The 18,505-nt window shown below is 53.6% G+C and carries 15 protein-coding genes and 1 tRNA gene; 3 read left to right on the forward strand and 13 right to left on the reverse strand.

Annotation, left to right across the window (positions count from 1 at the left end; translation table 11 throughout):
- Window positions 1–87: 87 nt before the first annotated feature.
- The 6 genes from SH661x_RS06755 to SH661x_RS06780 all read right to left on the reverse strand — a co-directional run bounded on the left by SH661x_RS06755 (window position 88) and on the right by SH661x_RS06780 (window position 7,185).
- On the reverse strand, window positions 88–1,338 hold the full coding sequence (locus SH661x_RS06755; protein WP_437229270.1) for a hypothetical protein: 1,251 nt from the start codon (window positions 1,336–1,338) through the stop codon (window positions 88–90).
- Window positions 1,335–2,573 carry a hypothetical protein gene (locus SH661x_RS06760; RefSeq protein ID WP_437229272.1) on the reverse strand — a complete coding sequence of 413 codons (1,239 nt, stop codon included), beginning with the start codon at window positions 2,571–2,573 and terminating at the stop codon, window positions 1,335–1,337. The genes SH661x_RS06755 and SH661x_RS06760 overlap by 4 nt, the downstream gene beginning before the upstream one ends.
- Before the next feature lie 168 nt (window positions 2,574–2,741).
- A complete protein-coding gene (locus tag SH661x_RS06765; protein ID WP_437229274.1) occupies window positions 2,742–3,482 on the reverse strand; it encodes an FkbM family methyltransferase in 741 nt (246 codons plus the stop codon).
- 574 nt (window positions 3,483–4,056) lie between these two features.
- Window positions 4,057–4,857 carry a phytanoyl-CoA dioxygenase family protein gene (locus SH661x_RS06770; RefSeq protein WP_437229276.1) on the reverse strand — a complete coding sequence of 267 codons (801 nt, stop codon included), beginning with the start codon at window positions 4,855–4,857 and terminating at the stop codon, window positions 4,057–4,059.
- Window positions 4,858–5,164: 307 nt separating this feature from the next.
- Window positions 5,165–6,319 carry a cytidylyltransferase domain-containing protein gene (locus SH661x_RS06775; RefSeq protein WP_437229278.1) on the reverse strand — a complete coding sequence of 385 codons (1,155 nt, stop codon included), beginning with the start codon at window positions 6,317–6,319 and terminating at the stop codon, window positions 5,165–5,167.
- The gene (locus tag SH661x_RS06780; RefSeq protein ID WP_437229280.1) at window positions 6,316–7,185 is read right to left on the reverse strand and encodes an N-acetylneuraminate synthase family protein; all 870 of its coding nucleotides are present in this window, start codon (window positions 7,183–7,185) and stop codon (window positions 6,316–6,318) included. Before SH661x_RS06780 ends, SH661x_RS06775 begins: the two co-directional genes overlap by 4 nt.
- Window positions 7,186–8,460: 1,275 nt before the next feature.
- On the opposite strand from SH661x_RS06780, the gene SH661x_RS06785 reads away from it, so the two are divergent.
- Window positions 8,461–9,519 (forward strand): hypothetical protein, encoded by a 1,059-nt coding sequence (locus tag SH661x_RS06785; protein WP_437229282.1) that lies wholly within the window; start codon window positions 8,461–8,463, stop codon window positions 9,517–9,519.
- A 138-nt stretch (window positions 9,520–9,657) separates the two neighbouring features.
- Here the strand turns inward: SH661x_RS06785 and SH661x_RS06790 are convergent, their stop codons facing one another.
- From SH661x_RS06790 to SH661x_RS06800, 3 genes are all read right to left on the reverse strand, one after another.
- Window positions 9,658–9,897 carry a transposase gene (locus SH661x_RS06790; RefSeq protein ID WP_437229284.1) on the reverse strand — a complete coding sequence of 80 codons (240 nt, stop codon included), beginning with the start codon at window positions 9,895–9,897 and terminating at the stop codon, window positions 9,658–9,660.
- Window positions 9,898–10,166: 269 nt separating this feature from the next.
- Window positions 10,167–10,382, reverse strand: a complete 216-nt coding sequence (locus SH661x_RS06795; protein WP_437229286.1) for a hypothetical protein — start codon at window positions 10,380–10,382, stop codon at window positions 10,167–10,169.
- Between the two features lie 751 nt (window positions 10,383–11,133).
- On the reverse strand, window positions 11,134–12,570 hold the full coding sequence (locus tag SH661x_RS06800; protein ID WP_437229288.1) for a transposase: 1,437 nt from the start codon (window positions 12,568–12,570) through the stop codon (window positions 11,134–11,136).
- 493 nt (window positions 12,571–13,063) lie between these two features.
- Between SH661x_RS06800 and SH661x_RS06805 the strand changes: the two genes are divergently transcribed.
- Window positions 13,064–13,357: a DUF1580 domain-containing protein gene (locus SH661x_RS06805; RefSeq protein ID WP_437229290.1), complete on the forward strand. Its 294-nt coding sequence runs from the start codon at window positions 13,064–13,066 to the stop codon at window positions 13,355–13,357.
- A gap of 111 nt (window positions 13,358–13,468) precedes the next feature.
- On the opposite strand, the gene SH661x_RS06810 is transcribed toward SH661x_RS06805, so the two are convergent.
- The 3 genes from SH661x_RS06810 to SH661x_RS06820 all read right to left on the reverse strand — a co-directional run bounded on the left by SH661x_RS06810 (window position 13,469) and on the right by SH661x_RS06820 (window position 16,001).
- Window positions 13,469–14,176 carry a hypothetical protein gene (locus SH661x_RS06810; RefSeq protein WP_437229292.1) on the reverse strand — a complete coding sequence of 236 codons (708 nt, stop codon included), beginning with the start codon at window positions 14,174–14,176 and terminating at the stop codon, window positions 13,469–13,471.
- 407 nt (window positions 14,177–14,583) lie between these two features.
- Window positions 14,584–15,579: a tyrosine-type recombinase/integrase gene (locus SH661x_RS06815; protein WP_437229294.1), complete on the reverse strand. Its 996-nt coding sequence runs from the start codon at window positions 15,577–15,579 to the stop codon at window positions 14,584–14,586.
- A 348-nt stretch (window positions 15,580–15,927) separates the two neighbouring features.
- Window positions 15,928–16,001 (reverse strand) — tRNA-Arg (locus tag SH661x_RS06820).
- Window positions 16,002–16,853: 852 nt separating this feature from the next.
- Between SH661x_RS06820 and SH661x_RS06825 the strand changes: the two genes are divergently transcribed.
- Window positions 16,854–17,246, forward strand: coding sequence for a hypothetical protein (locus SH661x_RS06825; RefSeq protein ID WP_437229296.1), 393 nt, complete (start codon window positions 16,854–16,856; stop codon window positions 17,244–17,246).
- Window positions 17,247–17,427: 181 nt separating this feature from the next.
- Here SH661x_RS06825 and SH661x_RS06830 read toward each other — a convergent pair whose 3' ends face one another.
- Complete coding sequence (locus SH661x_RS06830) at window positions 17,428–18,369, reverse strand: MDR/zinc-dependent alcohol dehydrogenase-like family protein (protein ID WP_437229298.1); 942 nt, start codon at window positions 18,367–18,369, stop codon at window positions 17,428–17,430.
- Between the last annotated feature and the right edge of the window lie 136 nt (window positions 18,370–18,505).

Raw genomic sequence — 18,505 nt, forward strand, 5'->3', positions numbered from 1 at the left:
CTCCTTTCACCTTGATCACAGGCATATTCATTGCCAACCCTGTTCAGTGTTTCAAAGGTTGTGAAACTGGCTCATGCAATCCTGAATTTATTTATTTGGAACCGAATAAAGTAAACCATTATGATAAATCGCAGCCGTCACCAATCCGAAATACGACCAGACGCGAAAACTCACGAACGCACCATCCGAATTGAAAATAATCATGAATATCCCCAAAAACACAAGAAAAGGCACTGAAGCAATCGCGTGTTCCACACGATAGAGCTGCCACAAAAAGAAACTTCCGCCGACAATCCCCAAATAGATCCACAACTCCGCAAAAGCATTGGTAATAACAAAAGAGAGATCAGAGAGCACAAATCTCACCATATCTGTCCGACCGGAAAACTGCTCATAAACATCCAGAATAATATCAACAATCACTTCCCGCCCCCCCACCCCTGCACCGAACATGGGATATTGTGCCAAGGTCTCATAAATGAGCTTGTAGGGACCAACAATTCTCTGAAATGAACTTAAGTCCTTCCCCTCTGATACCTCTAAAATCCGTTCGGAAAATACTTGTGTCGCCGCGACGTAACCAAACACAACGACCAGCAGACCGCCTGACGTTAAAATCGGCATTGCATTCTGAACACGCATTCTACTTAGCACGACAATTAATCCCAATGGCACCGCTGCCACCAAACTTGGCGAACGCAAAACCACGAGTCCGGCCATAACCAGCAGCCCGTAAGCCGCATACCTGTACCGAGACGCACTTGTCAAGAGATAAGAAAGTAAAACAAATGCATAGAATTTCGCCAAATGCGACGGCTCCTGCGTAAAGAACGTAGGACGAACCAAACCATACTGACGTTCATCCCTTTCAGATGAATCGTACCTGCGATCATCACTATAACATCGTTTCCTGAAGTTGTCGGAAACGGTTCTAACAACTGGAACCACTGTCTCCAGCGTCGCTACCAATAACAAGCCGAGGCATATCCAAAAGAACAATCTGTTAACCGTTCTTGTGTGGTACGACGAGAGCCACACCGTCGGTGACAGAAAACAGATCAGCGATGAACTCAACTGGCAGAGTGATTTAATATTCTCTGTAATTGCCTCCATGGTGGGTGGAACCTGAACATAGCAAAGTGCGGTACTGACAACAGCACAGGCCAAGAGCTGCAAGGAAAACAGGATCGCAAGAGATCCCCCACGATGGTAATTAAGCAACACCAGCAGCACAGCTGCCAGAATGGAGAGAACTCCCAGCACCTCCACACCACCGACATTAACGCTCAGTGTCGTGTACAAACCAATGAGATACAGTGCCCCCAGAATGATATTCATCGATCTACCCTCTGAAGCGAGACAGAATCGACGGACGCCAACCGCCGGGCAGCCATGACATTGAAGATAATCATTTGCAAAAAATATGTCACAACGAGCGAAAGGATCAAACTTTCAGACGAAGGCTTCCACATGCAGGCGAGCATGGAAGCAATGAGTGACACCGCAGCAATCACGGCCGAGACACCCGCAACAATTCTCGACTGCTTTAGTCCAAGCAGCACAGTCATTCCATACAACGACAGCGTCTCCATCAAAGCCGCCACTCCCGCTATCGCAATATTTATGGGTGGAACACGAATTTCACCCAACTTGCCGCCAAGAATCAGTCCCATGGCAGCAAACACCACGACAAAAAACGCAACCGTAACAGCCACACCTAATCCAACTGCCTTGAATGCTTGCCGCCTTCCGGCTTGAAAGTCGAATTCAGCGAACGGCTTCATAATCTCCGGGCGACACCCCTCAATACAACTCCGAGCGAAGCCGCTGGCCACAAGCAATAGCATACTGGCCAACGTATATTCCGCCAGTTGATCCAGCCCAATAAACGCAACCCCGACCCATCTTCCCGACGTTGCAGTAAACGCACCAATCCCTGTTTGCACTGATGTCGGAGCAGCATAGTTCCAGGACGCCTTGAACATTTCCAGGTTCCACGCTCCGCCTGTAAAGTCATTTTTTGTGCAATAATACGAGGCAATAAACGAAAGCGAATTCCCCAGCGCAAACGAAGTCATCAAAAGATTAAAGCTTGGGGTTTTCTTCAACCAGACAAAGATGAGAGACGAAAGTGCAAAAATAACGACGACGCTCATTAATCTCATGACTGTAATCACTGAATAAGCAAGAGCTCGTCCATGCACTCGCATTACTGTTTGACACGTTGTAGCGGCAGACCAGGTGACGGCGATCACCGCAAAGAGCACAAGAGACACGACGTCTCCTGAGAAAATCGGAATATCCTTCCCAAAGAAGCTCATACCGAGCGCCACAGCAATGAGGCCACTACACGCCGCCATCGTCATGACCACAGACGAAGACAAGAGAGTCCAGTTCAAGGACTTCAAACGAGAACCGTCGTTTAAATAATCAAATGCCAGACGTTCTCCGGCGTACGGTATATTTTGCGTAGCAAGGGGGAGAAAGACGGCCAAAGCGCTGGCAAAAAGCCCGTAACGTGAAACATCACCAGGGGAGAGAACCATTGCAATAAGAGGGAGCAACAGCAGCATCGCCCCTTTCATTATCGCGTTGCTAACAATATAGCTTGCCAACCGCCATAGTGTCGTTGAAGCAAAAAGTGCCCGCAGACTCCTGCGATCGTGATTCACTGAGAGATTGCTCGACTTTGCAGATTCAGAAGTCATTTACCAACGGTCACATGTCGGTTTTGTGCACGATTATCCACGTTTCCACACTTCAACGCCCCCGTCTTCATCGACTTTTGCGAGTCCATATCGGCGAAGCAGGTTGCGACATTCGGACACGTCCGCCTTACCGATGATAAAATCGTGAAACTCGATAATTGCAATTCGCAGAGTCTTAAAGAACTCTTCATTTTCTCTGATAAATCCCAACTCGCCTCCCTCAATATCCATCATCAATGAATCGAACTGAATCCCATGCGCAGCTGACAGTTGCTCAACGGTTTTAACTGGAACCTGAACACGCTCGGCTGTTTGTCGATCCGCGCTCCCACCGACGATCAACTCATGAAGGTAAAACACCCCATCTGACGATCTTGACACCAGGCAGCTCTCGATTTGGAACCCGCAACCGTTCCGATCTCGATTGGCCTCAATACTCGACATCAACTTGGGGTTGGCCTCGACCACGACGTGCCGTCGACGGTCCGAAAGCTGCCTATTTGCAACACACGAAACAACTCCAATACATCCACCAAGGTCAAGAATCGAACTCTCAGGTGTGATGTACTTCTGGGCGAAGGCGATCTCCGATGGCTCATAAATACCCAGAGCGAATCGCCCCCTAAACGCCTTGGTTGTCTTGTCATAGGGAATAGTGAACGCTAAGTCGTCGACATGGAATTCCCTCTGAAACAGATCGAAATACGCCCCGGCCAAGGCCAGCACCGGACCTCTGCTAGCGATCTTTCGCCACACCTTCTTTGCCAATTTCATGAAGCTCGCCTTTTCCGATCTATCCTGCGACAGCACAACGCCTGCGCTCGCAATTAAATGAATGCTATACCCAGCAGTGAAATCTTGACCTGAAAAAAGCAGTAACTGATGGTGAGTGAAGTCCTATCGGGTTTGTCACCCATTCGAACAGTAATGCTTTGAGAAATTTCGTAAAATTACTCTGATTTCGATTCGCTCACTTAGGGCCAACAAACTGCAACGACACACCAAGATTTTCGGCTCTTCCGGCAAATAGGGGTGTTGGGGTTCAACTTTCCTCTACCAGCCCGCAAAAGATTGATTTCATTGACCTTATCGCAAATTGGCCGCTGACCCCCGTTTGTTGAGCCCGAACTGAGGTTTGGGCCGACCTGTCTCCCATGACTCCGCCCTATTTGCCAGATGAACCGGAATTTCGATGGCGTTTTCCTTTTGCCGAACCATTCTGATTGCCGTTCATCGAAATTCTCGCACATAATACCAAACACAGCCACTGTTCATCCAAAGAATGCTACAGATGGAGCCCCACGGAACAATTCATTCCGCAAATATTTCGAGCGACTTTCCGCAGACTTTAGAGGGAAATGGCCTGAACGTTTGAAGCAGCTAAAAACGCAGCCATCGCCTCATCCCGCTCAACCCCATCGGCAACTCCATTCTGGCGATTCTGACGTTTCATGTTCCGTATGGAAAATTCACGGGTCATTTCATTATTGGCTCCATAAGTAAAGAAGAGTGACAGCTTATCAGCACGGTTCGTCAGCTTGCGAATTATCTTGCCGACCCTAAAGTTGACTGCCCCATTTTTCGTAATCTTATTCACCACTCGTTCAGCAAAGTTTTTCATATCACCGTGATGGTAGATTCTAACGTCAAAAATAATGACGTCACCTGCTTTTGTAGACAGGGTTTTTGTATTCTCAGGGTTGATGGCTCCCGTCAGATGAGACCCTTCGCAAACTGTCAGGCCTTGTCCATTTTCGAGGTGATCTTGGAGGTAAATTCCAACCTTGTACACACGGAAGTCGTCAACAAGAACTTCTTTAGGGGTGAAATATGCCTGAGTGTCGGTGTGCCAATTACTGAGCGCATTCATGTGAACGTCGCTGTGATAGGTATACCGCAAATCGTCAATTCCTGTGCATTCGTGAAACGCCGCTACGAGCGGAGGGTGAGAACACGCCCATCGTATTTCTGAAATTTTACCAAACGCGTCAGGCTGGATTTTTCCGAACTCAAAATACTTTCCAGCCGAAGTAAAGTGATTGGCAATCGTACTTCGCAGCTTCTCGATTTCATCAGGAGTGAATATTGAACGGTAAACAGCGTAACCGTTCAGTCGCATGTGTTCGGCGGGAGTGATTGTATTGCTCACGTATACCTCAGTTCTGACAATCGAGCTCAGCATGGCCAACAGTTAACGAAGTTCATGCAAATTCGTTTCAAGCGATGACTTCGCAAGCTGGCATGCATATTGGGTGTATCGGGTTTATGACTCGTCGATTTAATTAAACTGTTGTACGTCTATGTTCCGGTGTGATTTTTCGCGGTCGATCTTGCATACGCCACCAGATTGTTCGCCCCCAGCAACCGCTGACGCCCGGGTATGCAACATCCATAGCCCGGCGTGTTGAACAATTTTTACAGAACCGAAATACATGGCTGTGAGTTCGACGCAGGCTTCAATTCAATTTCTCCAGCAAGGTGCGACAAGCTTCTCGGACCGCACCCATTCCTCCCGCCGCGGTACAACGATAATGAGCCAACGATTGAACTTCCGGGCAGGCATCGGCCGGGCAGGCAACCCATTTTGCCTTTTTCATCGCTGGAACATCGTTGAGGTCATCGCCGAAGTAGCCGACTTCTGACCAGTCGATTTTCTGTTCTGCAAAGAACGAATCGAGAAATTTCACCTTGTCGCGAATCCCCGAATGATAATCGGAGATCTGCAGCTTCTTCATGCGAGCCGTCACCGCAGGTGAGTCCTCTGCTGTGACGATCAGCACACGAATTCCGTGATCCTTCAGCTGTGAAAGACCGACTGCATCCCGTGTATTGAACTTCTTGATCAATTCACCGTCTGCACCGTAATACATTCCGCCATCGGTCAAAGTCCCGTCCACATCACAGACGACGGCTTTGATGCGAGGAAAAGAGGCCTCTGAATCTGCTTCCGTCGAACTCCGGTGGGCCAACAAGCGAGACACATGTTCCCAGTCGTGCGGCTCATCCAGCTCCACCGAGGTATCGGCAGACATTTCAAAAACACCGATCTTGCCGCTGAGCCGGCAACCCGATGTCCTCAACGCCTCGGCAGAGGTAATGTAAATTGCTCCGTTTTCCTGGAGACAACCATTGAAATCCTGCCGCATTGGCCGCGACAAGGGGTCGTAGTTGATGGGATGGCCATCATCAGTCCAGAAAAAAGCCTTGGTGCGAACGGCAGACAGCAGGCTGTCATATCTGCCCTGCCAGAAGAGGTCGAGTGCAGCATCAATATCTTGAGACGTCAGCAACGGCGACGTCGCCTGCACCAGCACGATGGTTTGATGCTGACACGCATCCAGAGCATGCAGCATTACCGATTCCGTAGTCGACTTGTCTCCCGCCAGCTCCTCTGGACGTCGCACGAAGTCGACCGGTAAATGAAGCGTCGAGATGACATCCATAATCTCTTGTGCTTCGGTGCTTACGACGACTTGACCGACGCCATTCGCATTCGCCGCTGCTTCGAGAATCCAGCCACACATCGGTTTACCACCCAGCGGGCGGATGTTCTTCTTAGGGATGCTTTTTGAATTCAAGCGGAGCGGAACAATCACCGAGGCTTTGCTCATGTGGCGACACACCTTTTCAACTTCTCTCGTTGCACTTCTTCAATGGGAAGAATCTCACTCTGTTTGTAAGTGAGCGCCAGGGCAACGTTTCGAAGATCCCGGGCCAGTCGACGCATTCCATCCGGTTCCAGGCTGGCAGCGTGGTCAGTCCCTTTCCACGTTCGATCCAGCGTAAAATGCCGTTCGATCACAGTGGCACCTAAGGCCAGCGCCGCAACATCCGCTGCAATTCCCAGGTGGTGCCCTGAGAACCCGATTGCTTTCACGCGGCTGGCGTAGTGTTCATTCAGTCTTTTCAATTCAAGCAGACAGACATCCTGAAATGGGACGGGATACCCGGATGTGCAGGCATAGAGCACCAAATCCTTATTGCGACGGTGCTTTTCGAAAAAACTGACAATTTCGTTTTCTTCTGCGTGGGAAGTCATTCCGAGGGAGACGTGCAGCTCTCCCTGATAGTTTTCACACAGCCAACCGAGCATTTCAAAATTTAAATTGCAGGCCGACGGGATTTTCAGCAGCTGAGGTTCAAGGCTCGTCATCTCTTTAGCCGAGGTCAAATCCCACACAGAAGTGCTATAACCGATTCCCCATTCATCACAACATTGCTTCAGCCTGCGATGTTGATCGACATTAAATTCAAGAAACTCCCGATGTTCACCATATGACTGTCCGTAGCTGTTGCTCGGATTAGGGTGTGGAGCATTATATTCATCGGGGGTCAGAAGCTCCCGATTATTGCGCTTTTGGAACTTGACGACATCGACCTGGCAAAAACGGGATGCCAGCATGATCAATTCCTCAGCAATTGCCATGTCTCCTTTATGATTGCAACCGACCTCTGCAATGACGACGGGCTTTTCCATCTCGACAACTCCAGGCCAATTGCGACATGAGTATTCGCAGGCGCATTCTTACAGAATCGAAGGCCCCATTCCCTCCATGGGGAATGGGGTTGCAACTAACGGCACGGCGTTTGCACTAAGATGCCGTCTGGGCGACATCGGTATCTTCCAATCCTCTTGAGGTAATTGTCAATTGCAAGTTCCACGGTTCTGAAGAAAATATCAGACCAGTTACTTGAGAAATCAAAGGGAAAGCAACACTTCATGGACCTCGGTAACGCCCTGAGAGCCTTGAAATTGCGTCAATCGCCTCGATCTCAACATGTGGCAAAATGATGCGACTCTTGTAGGGGCTGGCCCTTTCTGCCGACCTTTGCCCCTCAATTGATCTACCCCGGACCCACGCCACAATGTCAGCACAAGCTTCTACCGCAACACGTGTTACAACATTGGATCGAAGTTGGAATGGAGCAGGCAGTGCAATTCAGGGCAGCGTCTGCACTCACCAGGGGGCCACATGACAGCCTGTGTCGAAGAGAGCAGTGGTTTCCCGGGAGAACATTGCTCAGAACATGACACGGTGTCATGCAGGAGTCGCCACCACATCATGCCGCCGCGCTCTCATCGACGCCATCACCCCCGGCAAGCACCTTGATGTGGATGCTGTGGTGCTTCACCCACTGCCGCAGATGCGAGGTCAACACGTTTTCCGACGCGTGGCCTTCTGCTCCAGGCGAATGGCAGCCGAGGCTTCCTCCTCCGGATAGCCGGAGGAGCGAGACAGATGGGTGGTGAAGTCGTTCACGGGTTGGCTGAAACACAACGCAGATCAGCGATCGCCGGGGGCAATGATCGGTATCTGTTCGTGGAAGCGGCTCGTTGAATGCTGGCTGACACCATGCACCGTTCGTCTGAAATCTCGGAGCGTGCTTTGAAGCATCAATGAAATCCAGATTCGGGAGGGCGACGCCCATGGGGAGTCGCAAAAAAATCACGCGATATGACGTGCGAGGCTCGGAAGGCGCATCGCCCCCATCCGCACGCTCTCCAAACATGCTCTCGGAATCACTTACATTTCAACAGAGCACAGACAGATCTCCTGAGGAAGACTTGGCTTGCTCCCAGAATCAGCAAGCCACTAAATTGTGTCATGAACCTGTGAATTAAAGGGCAAAACGGGTTTGCGACGCTTGAAAACCGCGAGTTCACGAGGTTTTGTTGCTTGGCTCCAAGTCAAATGGATCTTTTGTGCCAGGTCGGAAGACGTCGCTTGTGGTTCAGAAACTGGAAAGAGAGATGGCAGTGGCGGCTGGCGCAAAATCAATAACACATCTTGTATTCGTTGATACATTTATATCGGGCGTGCTGATTGGAGAGTATCTCAGTCAACGACAGATTGACTTAAAACGCACTTGTGTCATAGTCATGAGGCCCACTCATCTTGAGTGGATTGATCGATGCGGAATCATTCTGAAGTATCCGGCAAAGCCTTCCTCTACTCTGCTGGGGCAACGGCGATTTGTCGGGTACTATTATCGGGCGGCAAGGCTGATTAAGGCACTACTTAAAGGGAATTCGCTCAGGCAAGTTCTGATTATCAATAACGACAACTTGCTATGCAATCATGTATTGAGATGGTGTGAGACGTCTTCCGGGGTCGAACTGCTGACGGTTGCGGGCGGGTTGATGAATTTTCAAGACATTCAAGCGAAGAACCGCGAGTCGTGGCGGATGGCGGTCAAGAGTACCTTGGCGCGACTCCTTGGGTTGAAATGGAGGATGCCGAATTCACACCTGAGTGCGGTCTTCGAGCCTGCTGTACATCAGCTTCTCTCGTTTACCGACAAGTTTATTGTGACTGGCGGGAAACCGGTCTACGTGATTCCGTTTCCGGTTGTCACACCTGCGGTTCGTCCCGATCCGGGAACGGTCTTGTACTTAGAGACCTACATCTGGCATTGGATGCCGGAGGAGGTGTTCAAGCCGTTCGCTGAAGCGTTCGCCGCGTGGGTTCACAGTCTCAAGCCAACGCGTCTCCTCGTGAAAGAGCACCCAAGCTTTCCCGGTCATCCTTACCTTAGGTCGCTGTTGCCGACGTACGAACTTTGGGGGGCGGGTTGTCCCATGGAGACACTTGCAGCAGAGGTTCCTGCATCCACTGTGGTGGGGCATTGCAGCACAGCGACAGTGACGTTGAAGATGCTTCGGCCGGATATTCGGTGTATGGACTTCGGTGCGAATTTTTATGAGATGATTGCATATTTTGGAGATTCTGGAGCAAGGCAGTTTATGGAATCCGTGGCTATTGAGATTCACCAAATGGAAGAGTTTCAAAGGAAATTCACTCACGGTTAGCAGCCCGTTGAATTTCCCCCCTTCGCTTGACCGGTCTTGTAGATTGCCGGTGGTTGTGGGTTGAGGTGTTCAGGGAGGGTGACCGATGGCACTGGGGAAGCGGGATGGTTCTCAGCAGCAGGAGTTCTGGATGCCGGTTCAGAATGCCTTGAGCATGAGGAGGCCCAGGTTCCTGGCGGCCGCCACGATCTGGTAACGCTTGTTGATCTTCTCAATTCCTCGCAGCCACGTTCGCCTCGCTCTGCCGGTCTCACAGACGTGAGCGAAGCTGCGTTCGACTTTCTCGCTGCGTTGTCGCTGCAGGTCCTTTCCTTTGGCTCGACTCGTGCGTTGACGGTTGTTGAGCACTGCCTGCTGCAGGGGTTTCGCCTGATTCAAGTGAGAGACGGTCCAGAGCGGAGAGTCCAGGGTCGACAGCTTGAGAATTGCCGAATTTCTTTCTCTCGACTCTTTTTTTCCCCTGTTGATGACGGGTTTTATCGAACTTCCGCAGGTCGTGTTCATCAATGATGCTGAGCACCTGCACAAACACCTGTTCGTGAATGTTCAGTGGCAAGCGGTCTCGAATGCGAGTCAGACTGCTGTGATCGCTCTTCCCCCAGCGGAATCCCCAGAAACCTTCGCAGCGAGAGGGAGTCTTCACACCGCTAGGCGATGCCACGCTGGGAGTCGATCCCTTCAAAATACCCCACCAGAAGCATGCGGAAATACACGCCCGGCGGAATCGACATCCGGCCGGCCTTGGCATAAAACTGCGTGCAGAGTTCTTCGAGAACCTTGTCGAACCCAGTCTTGGCGAGCACCTGATTGAGCTTGTCGTAGAAGACATGCCCCGGCCCTTTCGAGTGGTTCTGAACCGGCATCCAGAACTCCGCTACTGCGACTCATCCCGCTTCCCCAACGCCATTGGTCAGCCTCCTTGAAGACCTCAAACCCCAACCACCGGCAGTCTGCCAACCCTGTCAACAGCCGGAGAGAAATTCAACGGGCTGCTAGAGCCGACCAGCGCTGCCCGTCCCTGTTTTGTCGAGAGAATTTCACATATTCGACCGATTTTTTGCAAGACCTGCATGAAATCTCCGGAAACACTCGGACCGATAATCCACTGTCAGAACAGGGGGGAGCGGTGGCACTGTGGACACTGGAATCTGAAAGAACACTCACAGGGACAAGATATGGGATGCTCAGGGGGAGTCAATATTCATCAGCAAATTCGGCGGATTTGCTTGTGATCGTGAGGGAGTGATTCTTAGGTCAATTCCCTTTTGCGGTCCTGATTCAAATTTGATCAGGCTGCAAAAATTCTCTCGATACCACTGAGTGGCTGGCACGAAAACTCCGGCACAAAAACCGGTCCGGTCGGCCCGCAACCGAAAACTCAGGTCGTCCAGTTGAGCCAGAAGCTGGATCGCGTTTCTCGGTCTGTGAGGATTGCTCGCCAGCGGCGTCGCTGTTCCCCAGAGCAGCGGACAGCCCTCGGTTCCGAAGCCGGCGCCTCTAAATGAGTCAAAAAGGCCGTAAAACGCTGTGAATGCAAGAGGTTATCTCAAAAAGCCTGCTTTTGCAAACTGACGCAAACAGACCATTCAGACGCAAACAGAAGTAGTACCAGCCCTAACAGCCCGTTGAAGTTGGCATGATTTGGAGTTTCCGGGGTGTACGTGGTCGCTGTGGGGTCAATTGCCAGTTGATGTCTCGGAACGCCATCGGATGAGCTGTCCTTGCCTGGAGCGATCGCAGGCAGCTTCTCAGGGCGGCCCAGAGAAGCGTGCAGGTTCCCCAGAGTGCCAGAATGGCCCGGATTCCGCCTTGCAGACCTCTGGGTTTGCCGATGCCGAACGCCTTGAGCATCAGCAAACCCAGGTTCCTGGCTGCAGCCACGATCAGGTAACGCTTGTTGATCTTCTCAATTCCTCGCAGCCACGTTCGTCTCGCTCCGCCGGTTTCGCACACATGGGCGAAGCTGCGTTCGACCTTCTCGCTGCGTTGACGCTGCAGGTCCTTTCCCTTGGCTCGACTCATGCGCTGGCGGTTGTTGAGCACTGCCTGCTGCACTTCCTCCGGCTTGTCCGTCCACGTGCGATTGTGTTGTGAATTGGGCTCGGGAATGTACGTTCTGAGTCCCAGCTGCGTGGCCTGCGTGATCGTCTCGTTCTTGTGATACCCCTTGTCGGCAGCCACTTCTTCAATCTCTTCCGGACTGCCAGCGAGAATCACGTTCTGCTGGGCATTCACCACGCTTTCGATGAGCGTGCCGGCATCACTGTTCGTCCCATGACACACCGTGGCGGAGAGGATGAACTCATTCTCCAGGTCGATCACATGCTCAGCCTTATAGCCCAGATGAGTGCGGCCATCTTTCATTTTCACGATGCGGGAATCGGGGTCTGACGACGATTCCCAGTCGGCATTGGAGACCTTCTTCTTCCCCTGCTGATGACGGGCTTTGTCGAACTTGCGGAGGTCGTCATCGCTGGGATCATCGTCTTCTTCGAGGAGCCCTTCCTCCTGCATCAGGCGTTTGAGGAACTCCTTCCAGTCTTCACCCGAGTCCTTACGGACGATCGTCTTCATGGCGGCGTTGGCTTCCAGCAACGTGGAGTCGACACCGGTTGATTTCAGCTTGAGAAGTCCATGCTCATCGATGATGCTGAGCACCTGCTGGAACACCTGCTGGTGAATCTCCAGCGGCAACCGGTCTCGAATGCGGGTCAGGCTGCTGTGGTCCGGGGTCTCTTTCCCCAGCGGAATGCCCAGGAACCTTCGCAGCGAGAGAGAATCTTCGCACCGCCAGGCGATGCCTCTTTGGGAGTCGATCCCTTCAAAGTACCCGACCAGCAGCATGCGGAAATAGGCGCCCGGAGGGATCGACATGCGACCCGTGCTGGCGTAATAAGGCGAGCAGAGGTCTTCGAGAACCTTGTCGAATCCCGCCTTGGCGAGGACCTGATTGAGCTTGTCATAAAAGACATGCCCCGGCCCTTTGGAGAGATTCGCTGTCGGAGTCCAGAACTCCTGCTGCTGCGACTGCTCCCGCTTCCCCAACGCCATGGACCACCCTCCCTGAATGCCTGAAAACTCAACCACCGGCAATCTACCAGACCTGTCAAGCGAAGAAAGCAAATTCAACGGGCTGCTAAAGGTGACTACTCGGATGTCAGGCCAACATTCTCCCCAGAAGCGCTGGCGGGGCAAGGACTTTTTTGCCGAATTTGCGTCTGATATGGAACCTCAGATTTTTCTGGTTTGGCACGAAATCTCATAGTGGTCAGCCTATCGCATGCCTTTTGTCAGAGAACGTTCAGAGCACTGTCCTATATAGCATATTTATACTGTCACAATCCGATGCGACGTTCTTCGTTGATATCGTCCCTGAAGTTCATGAAACTAACAACTTCAATCGAGATGCGAGCGGGATTCCTTTCGTTCATTGCGACTGAACATTCCTGTAAGATCTCAGCTCATCCCAGCAACGTTCTCAGGTTCATGTCTGAAACTTCGGCGGTCACGAATGAGTTGGCCCCGATTTAAGAAGTCACCAGGCATGATTGATCTCAAGACTGAAAACGTACTCTCGATGACCGACGCTACCAAACAGCTGCCCACCCGGCGGCGAGGGAAGCGGATCGCCGTCTCCACGCTCTACCGCTGGGCGGACCGGGGGCTCCGGGGGCGAAGGCTGGAAACAATCACCATCGGCGGGGCGAAGTGCGCGTCGCTCGAGGCACTGCAGCGATTTTTTGAAGAGCTGGAAGAGAATGCAGCCAGTCCTGTGCGATCCACCCACGCTGTCGGCGAAGCTCAGGCGGCGCGGAAACTGGACGCCGAGGGATGGTGAGGGGTGTCCTCAAGATCACTGCTGAACGAAACTGCCCGGGGCAGTTCTACCGTTGGGTCCCATCACCACGCAGGCTGGCCCCTTGTTCATCCGATCAAGAGTCGACCGGTCTCAGGAGGGCTTGATTTCCTCCAGTCTCCAGCCTCTTTCGCGGACATTCCGGATCGCTAGCCCCAGCGTTTTGACTTTACCCCTCAGCGTCGACAGGGCACTCTCCAGCTTGTTCTGTTCACTGCGCTGATCCCCAGGATCGGGAACTGCAGCCTCCGACCAGATCTGCTCCAGGGCGTCCCGATGCGTGTACGTCTGCCGATTCCGGTGAAGCAACCCGAAAATCTCCCACTCGATGTGTCCGGGCAGATGGACCTGCCGGTTCTCCCGGACAACCCGCTTTTGATCCGGAATCAGAAACGTCCCGAGATAGCTCTTCGAAGACGGTGTGTACTCCGGAGTGCGGAGCAGTTGTTCCAGCCGGCCATGAAAGTCGTGGACTTTGGCCAGGTCCCAGGTCGGATAAAAGGTTGAGAAATCGGTGTCGAGAGTCCCCAGATACGGAAAGTGCTCGTAGAGCACCCGCATCGATTCCGCGAGTCTTCGGTGGAACTCGACCTGAAAGTACGCCACGGAATTCACGGGATCCCGGAGCGAGGATCCTCCTCCGGAGAACGTGTCGAACATCTCCTGCGACAGGATCATCCCGACGTGAAATGCAGCCTGCTGAACGGCCGGAAGCCCGGTCGAGAAATCCTCAATTGCCTTCTCATACTGTTGAGAGGATTCACCAACCAGGGGCGATGCCTGCACCAGGGAGTGAAGCAACTCAAAATCGTTGTCTGGTTCGAGGCCTCTGTATTGCTCCAGGAGAGCGGCACGGTGGGAACTTCTCCAATGTTCGGAAAAGTTCTCCAGCCATCTCTGTTGGGCCTCGATCAGATCCAGGCACTGGGAGGAGAGTTCTGGGTTTTCACACCGCTGGCTCATTTCCTGGAGCCAGCTGATGACGCGGGCGGATTCCGCCCGCGCTCGTTGCAGCGGGGGAGGCTCATGGAATTCATCCTCCTAGAGTCCACACCCGGCCGCTTCGAGCAGACTGCGAAAGTGGCACAGGTGGCTGGCAATCTGAAAACTCCGGAGAGCCAGTTGGAGGGAGAGGTCGGTATTCACAGAATGGGTTCCTGAACAAGTGAGGCATCCCGTCCTCGTGAGGCTCGAAGCTGCGGATGCGGTCAACCGATTTGCTGGGCAATCCGGATCGCCTCCGTGAGGTTTCGTTCCGCATAGACCTGGGTGACATCGGCTCGCGTGTGACCGAACGTCACCTGGGCTGCTTCCAGGCCAAACTGCTTGCGAATTTCGGTGGCTCGACTATGCCTGACCTGCAGGGGACACCAGTCGGGAATCGGCTCCTCGGCAGCCCGCGACCGGTTCACTTTCAGGATCGCATACTTGATCGCGCGGCGATAGGAATCCGTGTCATATCGCTCCCGCTTACTCGTCGAGGAGGAACTGAATGGTGCAGGGGACTTGAGAGTGGAAGGCAGGGGCGTCTGCCGCAATACCCGGCGTTGGCGATTCCGCTCCGCTTCCGAATCCCGGGGGCTGAACAGAAACTCCTCTTCGGGACGGGCGAGAAAGGGGGCCAGCAACGCCTGGGCCTTGGGGCCCAGGGCCACGGTTCGGGTATGGCCCCGCCACTGATTCTTGTGCTCAGACGGGGAATAGATCCAGATTTCGCGGGTCCGGTCGATGTCACAGGAGCGCATAATGACTACCTCGCAGGGACGCATCCCGGTCAGCCACTGCAGCTGGACCATGGCAGAGACCACCGACGTCAGGCCAGGCAGGACTGGGGCGACCCACTCCCAGGGGACAGGTTTGACCGGATCTGTCTCCCGGGCATCGCTGCGACCATAGCGCAGTCCATCGACCGCCCGCAACCCTTCATAGACAGAAGGCGGAATCAGCTGTTCTGACACCGCCCATTTGAAAATCCGTTTGAGTCGGTTCAGACGGTTATTGATCACTCCCCGCGAGAGGCCTTCAGCATCGATCATGTGGCTGCGAACCGCCTTCAGGGCAATCGGACCGAATTCCGCGGCCAGGGTCGATCCGAACAGTTTGCGGAGCGGCCGGGCTGCGTGTTTCATTTCGGTGAACTCCTTGGTGGGCTGCCCCCCTTTGGAGTAATACCCCCGCGCGAATTCGCGATACGCCAGCAGCATCTGGTTAATCGTGGGAGACGGGTGCGATGAACTCCCCGTGGCTGTTGCGGGGACTTTGGGAAGGCTTGTCCGCTGATTGCGAATCCAGGCAGCGATCAGCCGGTGATACTTCTCCAGGCTTTCGGGAGAGTTGTAGGGATCGAGGTAGTGGTCCTGCCCGCCGATCCTGACGACGCCCAGATTCTTGGGGCGATAATGGCGATACTTGGGCTGAGAACGATTCTGAGGAATCTGCGGATCCGTAGCTCGTGAAAAATAGTACCAGTACTACCTTCACAGGGTCTCACGGCCGCGCTGCCCGGTTAGGGACAGGTGCTTAACTCAAATGCTCGGCACGACTTATAAAAATGCACCCGGAGGGGTTCGAACCCCCAACCCTCGGTTCCGAAGACCGATGCTCTATCCAATTGAGCTACGGATGCCAATTTCCTGTCGTTGTCGCGAACCGTTCCCTGATGATTCGGGCATCGGGGACCGGAGTCGATGCGGAGTATTTGTTAATTCATCGCGAATTGCAAGCGGGTCTGTTGTCTTGGTCGAGCAGGTGACCCCTGGCATTTTGCTTTGGCGGTGCTTTTGTTCATTAGTCAGTCCGCTGGGCCGACAGCATTTATGGAGAATGGCATCCGTTTCTCTCTGCTGTCAGCCTGCAAATGGGGAGTTTTCGAGGCTGAAGCTGTGTCTTGGTTGCAAGTGCCGAATCGAAAACGGGTTGTGATTCTGGGTGTGACGCTGCAGCGTCGTTCTGCCTGAGTGTGCAAGGTCGAGATTTTTCTCTGGTTTGGAGACTTCCGGAAATCAGCGGAAGAAATTTGATCTTTCAATGGTCCAATTGTCGTAATAAAGTTGTAATGTTCGTTTGGTTTTGGACGCCTGGCGGGCCGCATTCAGCCTTGTGTCTGTTCTTCCACATTTCTTGGGAAGCACTCGCCCGAATATGTGCAGAGCAGTCCGGAGTGATTCACTCCAAGGCGTGAGTTGCAGGTTCGTCAGGTTTGTCCCCAGTTGAGGAAGGAGAGTTTTGAAGGCCTGATGAAACAGGCAAAAAGTGGCATGTCAGTCGGACGTGAGTCGGATTGATGTGTCCCTGGGATGCCGGAGACAAGACTCCGCCGGGATCGTGGACTGCCCACGTACGGCCTGGGGGCGTTGTCGTTTTGGCATTGGCCAGTCTCGAGCGACGTTGACCACCGTACATCAATTGCTCTCTGTCTGCCGAACGGATTTCGGTGAGAGCAGTTTCAAATCGCTCCAAGTTTGGAAGGAACGTCGTCATGTCCAAGATTCTCAATGGTTCTCTCGCTGCATTTCTGGCGATGGCCACACTCGCCTCCTCGTCCAGCCTGTTTGCTCAGGTGGCTGCTCCGAGAGAAATCAAACAACAGCGAGGGCAGGGGGCTTATGAGCAGGCCAAACGGGCGCGTGCTGGTTACCCGGTCACACGCACGACAGGGCCTGTGATGGGCGCGCCCCGGTATTACGACCGCGTGAACCCCACGACCCGATCGGCCCCCGTGTATGTGCAACGTTCTGCCCCGGTGAATCGAACCCAGCAGCAACCCGCTGTCGCAGCACCCGGTACGGTTCCGGTTGAACACAATGTTGCCCGGCCGATCCAGCCCAACGCCCCGGTCAGTCAGCCGAATGCTGGCACACCCGTTCAATAAGAGCTTTCAGCAGGCCAAGCGGGTTCACTGTTCGAGCACCGTCCTCACCAGGCGGAATGGTGAGTGTCTGCTGGGCTGTTGAAGATGTTGGATGTCCTTGATGGTCATTCAATCTCTCGTGATACGACTGGCCCCACTCCGGCCAGTCGTATCTTTTTTGAGGGCACCCTCTCGGTATGCTCTATCCGGGTTGATGATTCCCGGCGGAGTCGATTTCGAGAATCACTTTCAACTCATCTTTCCTGGTGGCCCGGTCAAAGGCGATCAATCCGTCGGACAGCGGGAAGCGTGATGTGATCAGCGATTCCACGTCGATGGTCCTTGCTGCGAGGGCCTCAATCGCCGGTTTGAAGGGGCCACATCGCGAGCCAATGACCCGGATCTCATCGATCACCACAGGGGCGAGGGAAGGTCCGCCCGGGCCAGCGACGGTCGTCTTGAGGACGAGAGTTCCACGAGGCTGAAGGAGTCGGCACGCGTGCGAGAAACCGTCGGCTGAACCAGTGCAATCCACGACAAGGTCAGCGATCCGCGGCTCCTGCATCTCTTCGAGAAGCCGCGTTCGAATGCCGAGTTGCTGCAATCGAGCCAGCTTCTGAGCGTGCTTGCCGACCACCAGCGGGTCCCGTCCCAGTGAAGCGAGCACCTGCGCGCACAGGTTCCCCAGCCGACCGTCACCCAGAATGACGGTGCGTTGAAATTCGGTAAGGTCAAGCTGTGCTGGAATCTGAAATGCGGCTGCCAGCGGTTCGACGAACACAGCAGCATCATCGGAAACATGATCCGGAACGGGATGCAGATTGACTTCGGGTAACCAGAGCCGATCCGCGAAAGCCCCGTCGTGATTGAGGATCCCCAGGACGGAGCGATGAGGGCAATGCGTCTGCATGCCCCGCAGGCAGGTGTCGCAGCGGCGGCACGCGCAGTTGATTTCGCCGACGACCCGCTGACCTTCGTACCGGCCCGCTTCCGCAATTCCGACGAACTCGTGGCCGAGGACCCCTCGAAACCCCATATAGCCTTTGACCAGTTGCAGGTCTGTTTCGCAGATCCCGGCCTTCAGCACTTTCACGGGAATCTGGTCTGGCTGAGGCAGGGGCGTGTGGTCACTGGCGTATGCCAATCCGGATTCTGATAGGACGAGGGCCTGCACAGCGGGGGCTTTCGGGAGGGTTGAGGGTTGAGGGTTGAGGGTTGAGGGTTGAGGGTTGAGGGTTGAGGGTTGAGGGTTGAGGGTTGAGGGTTGAGGGTTGAGGGTT

Source organism: Planctomicrobium stercoris, from assembly GCF_051465655.1.
Classification (GTDB): domain Bacteria; phylum Planctomycetota; class Planctomycetia; order Planctomycetales; family Planctomycetaceae; genus Planctomicrobium.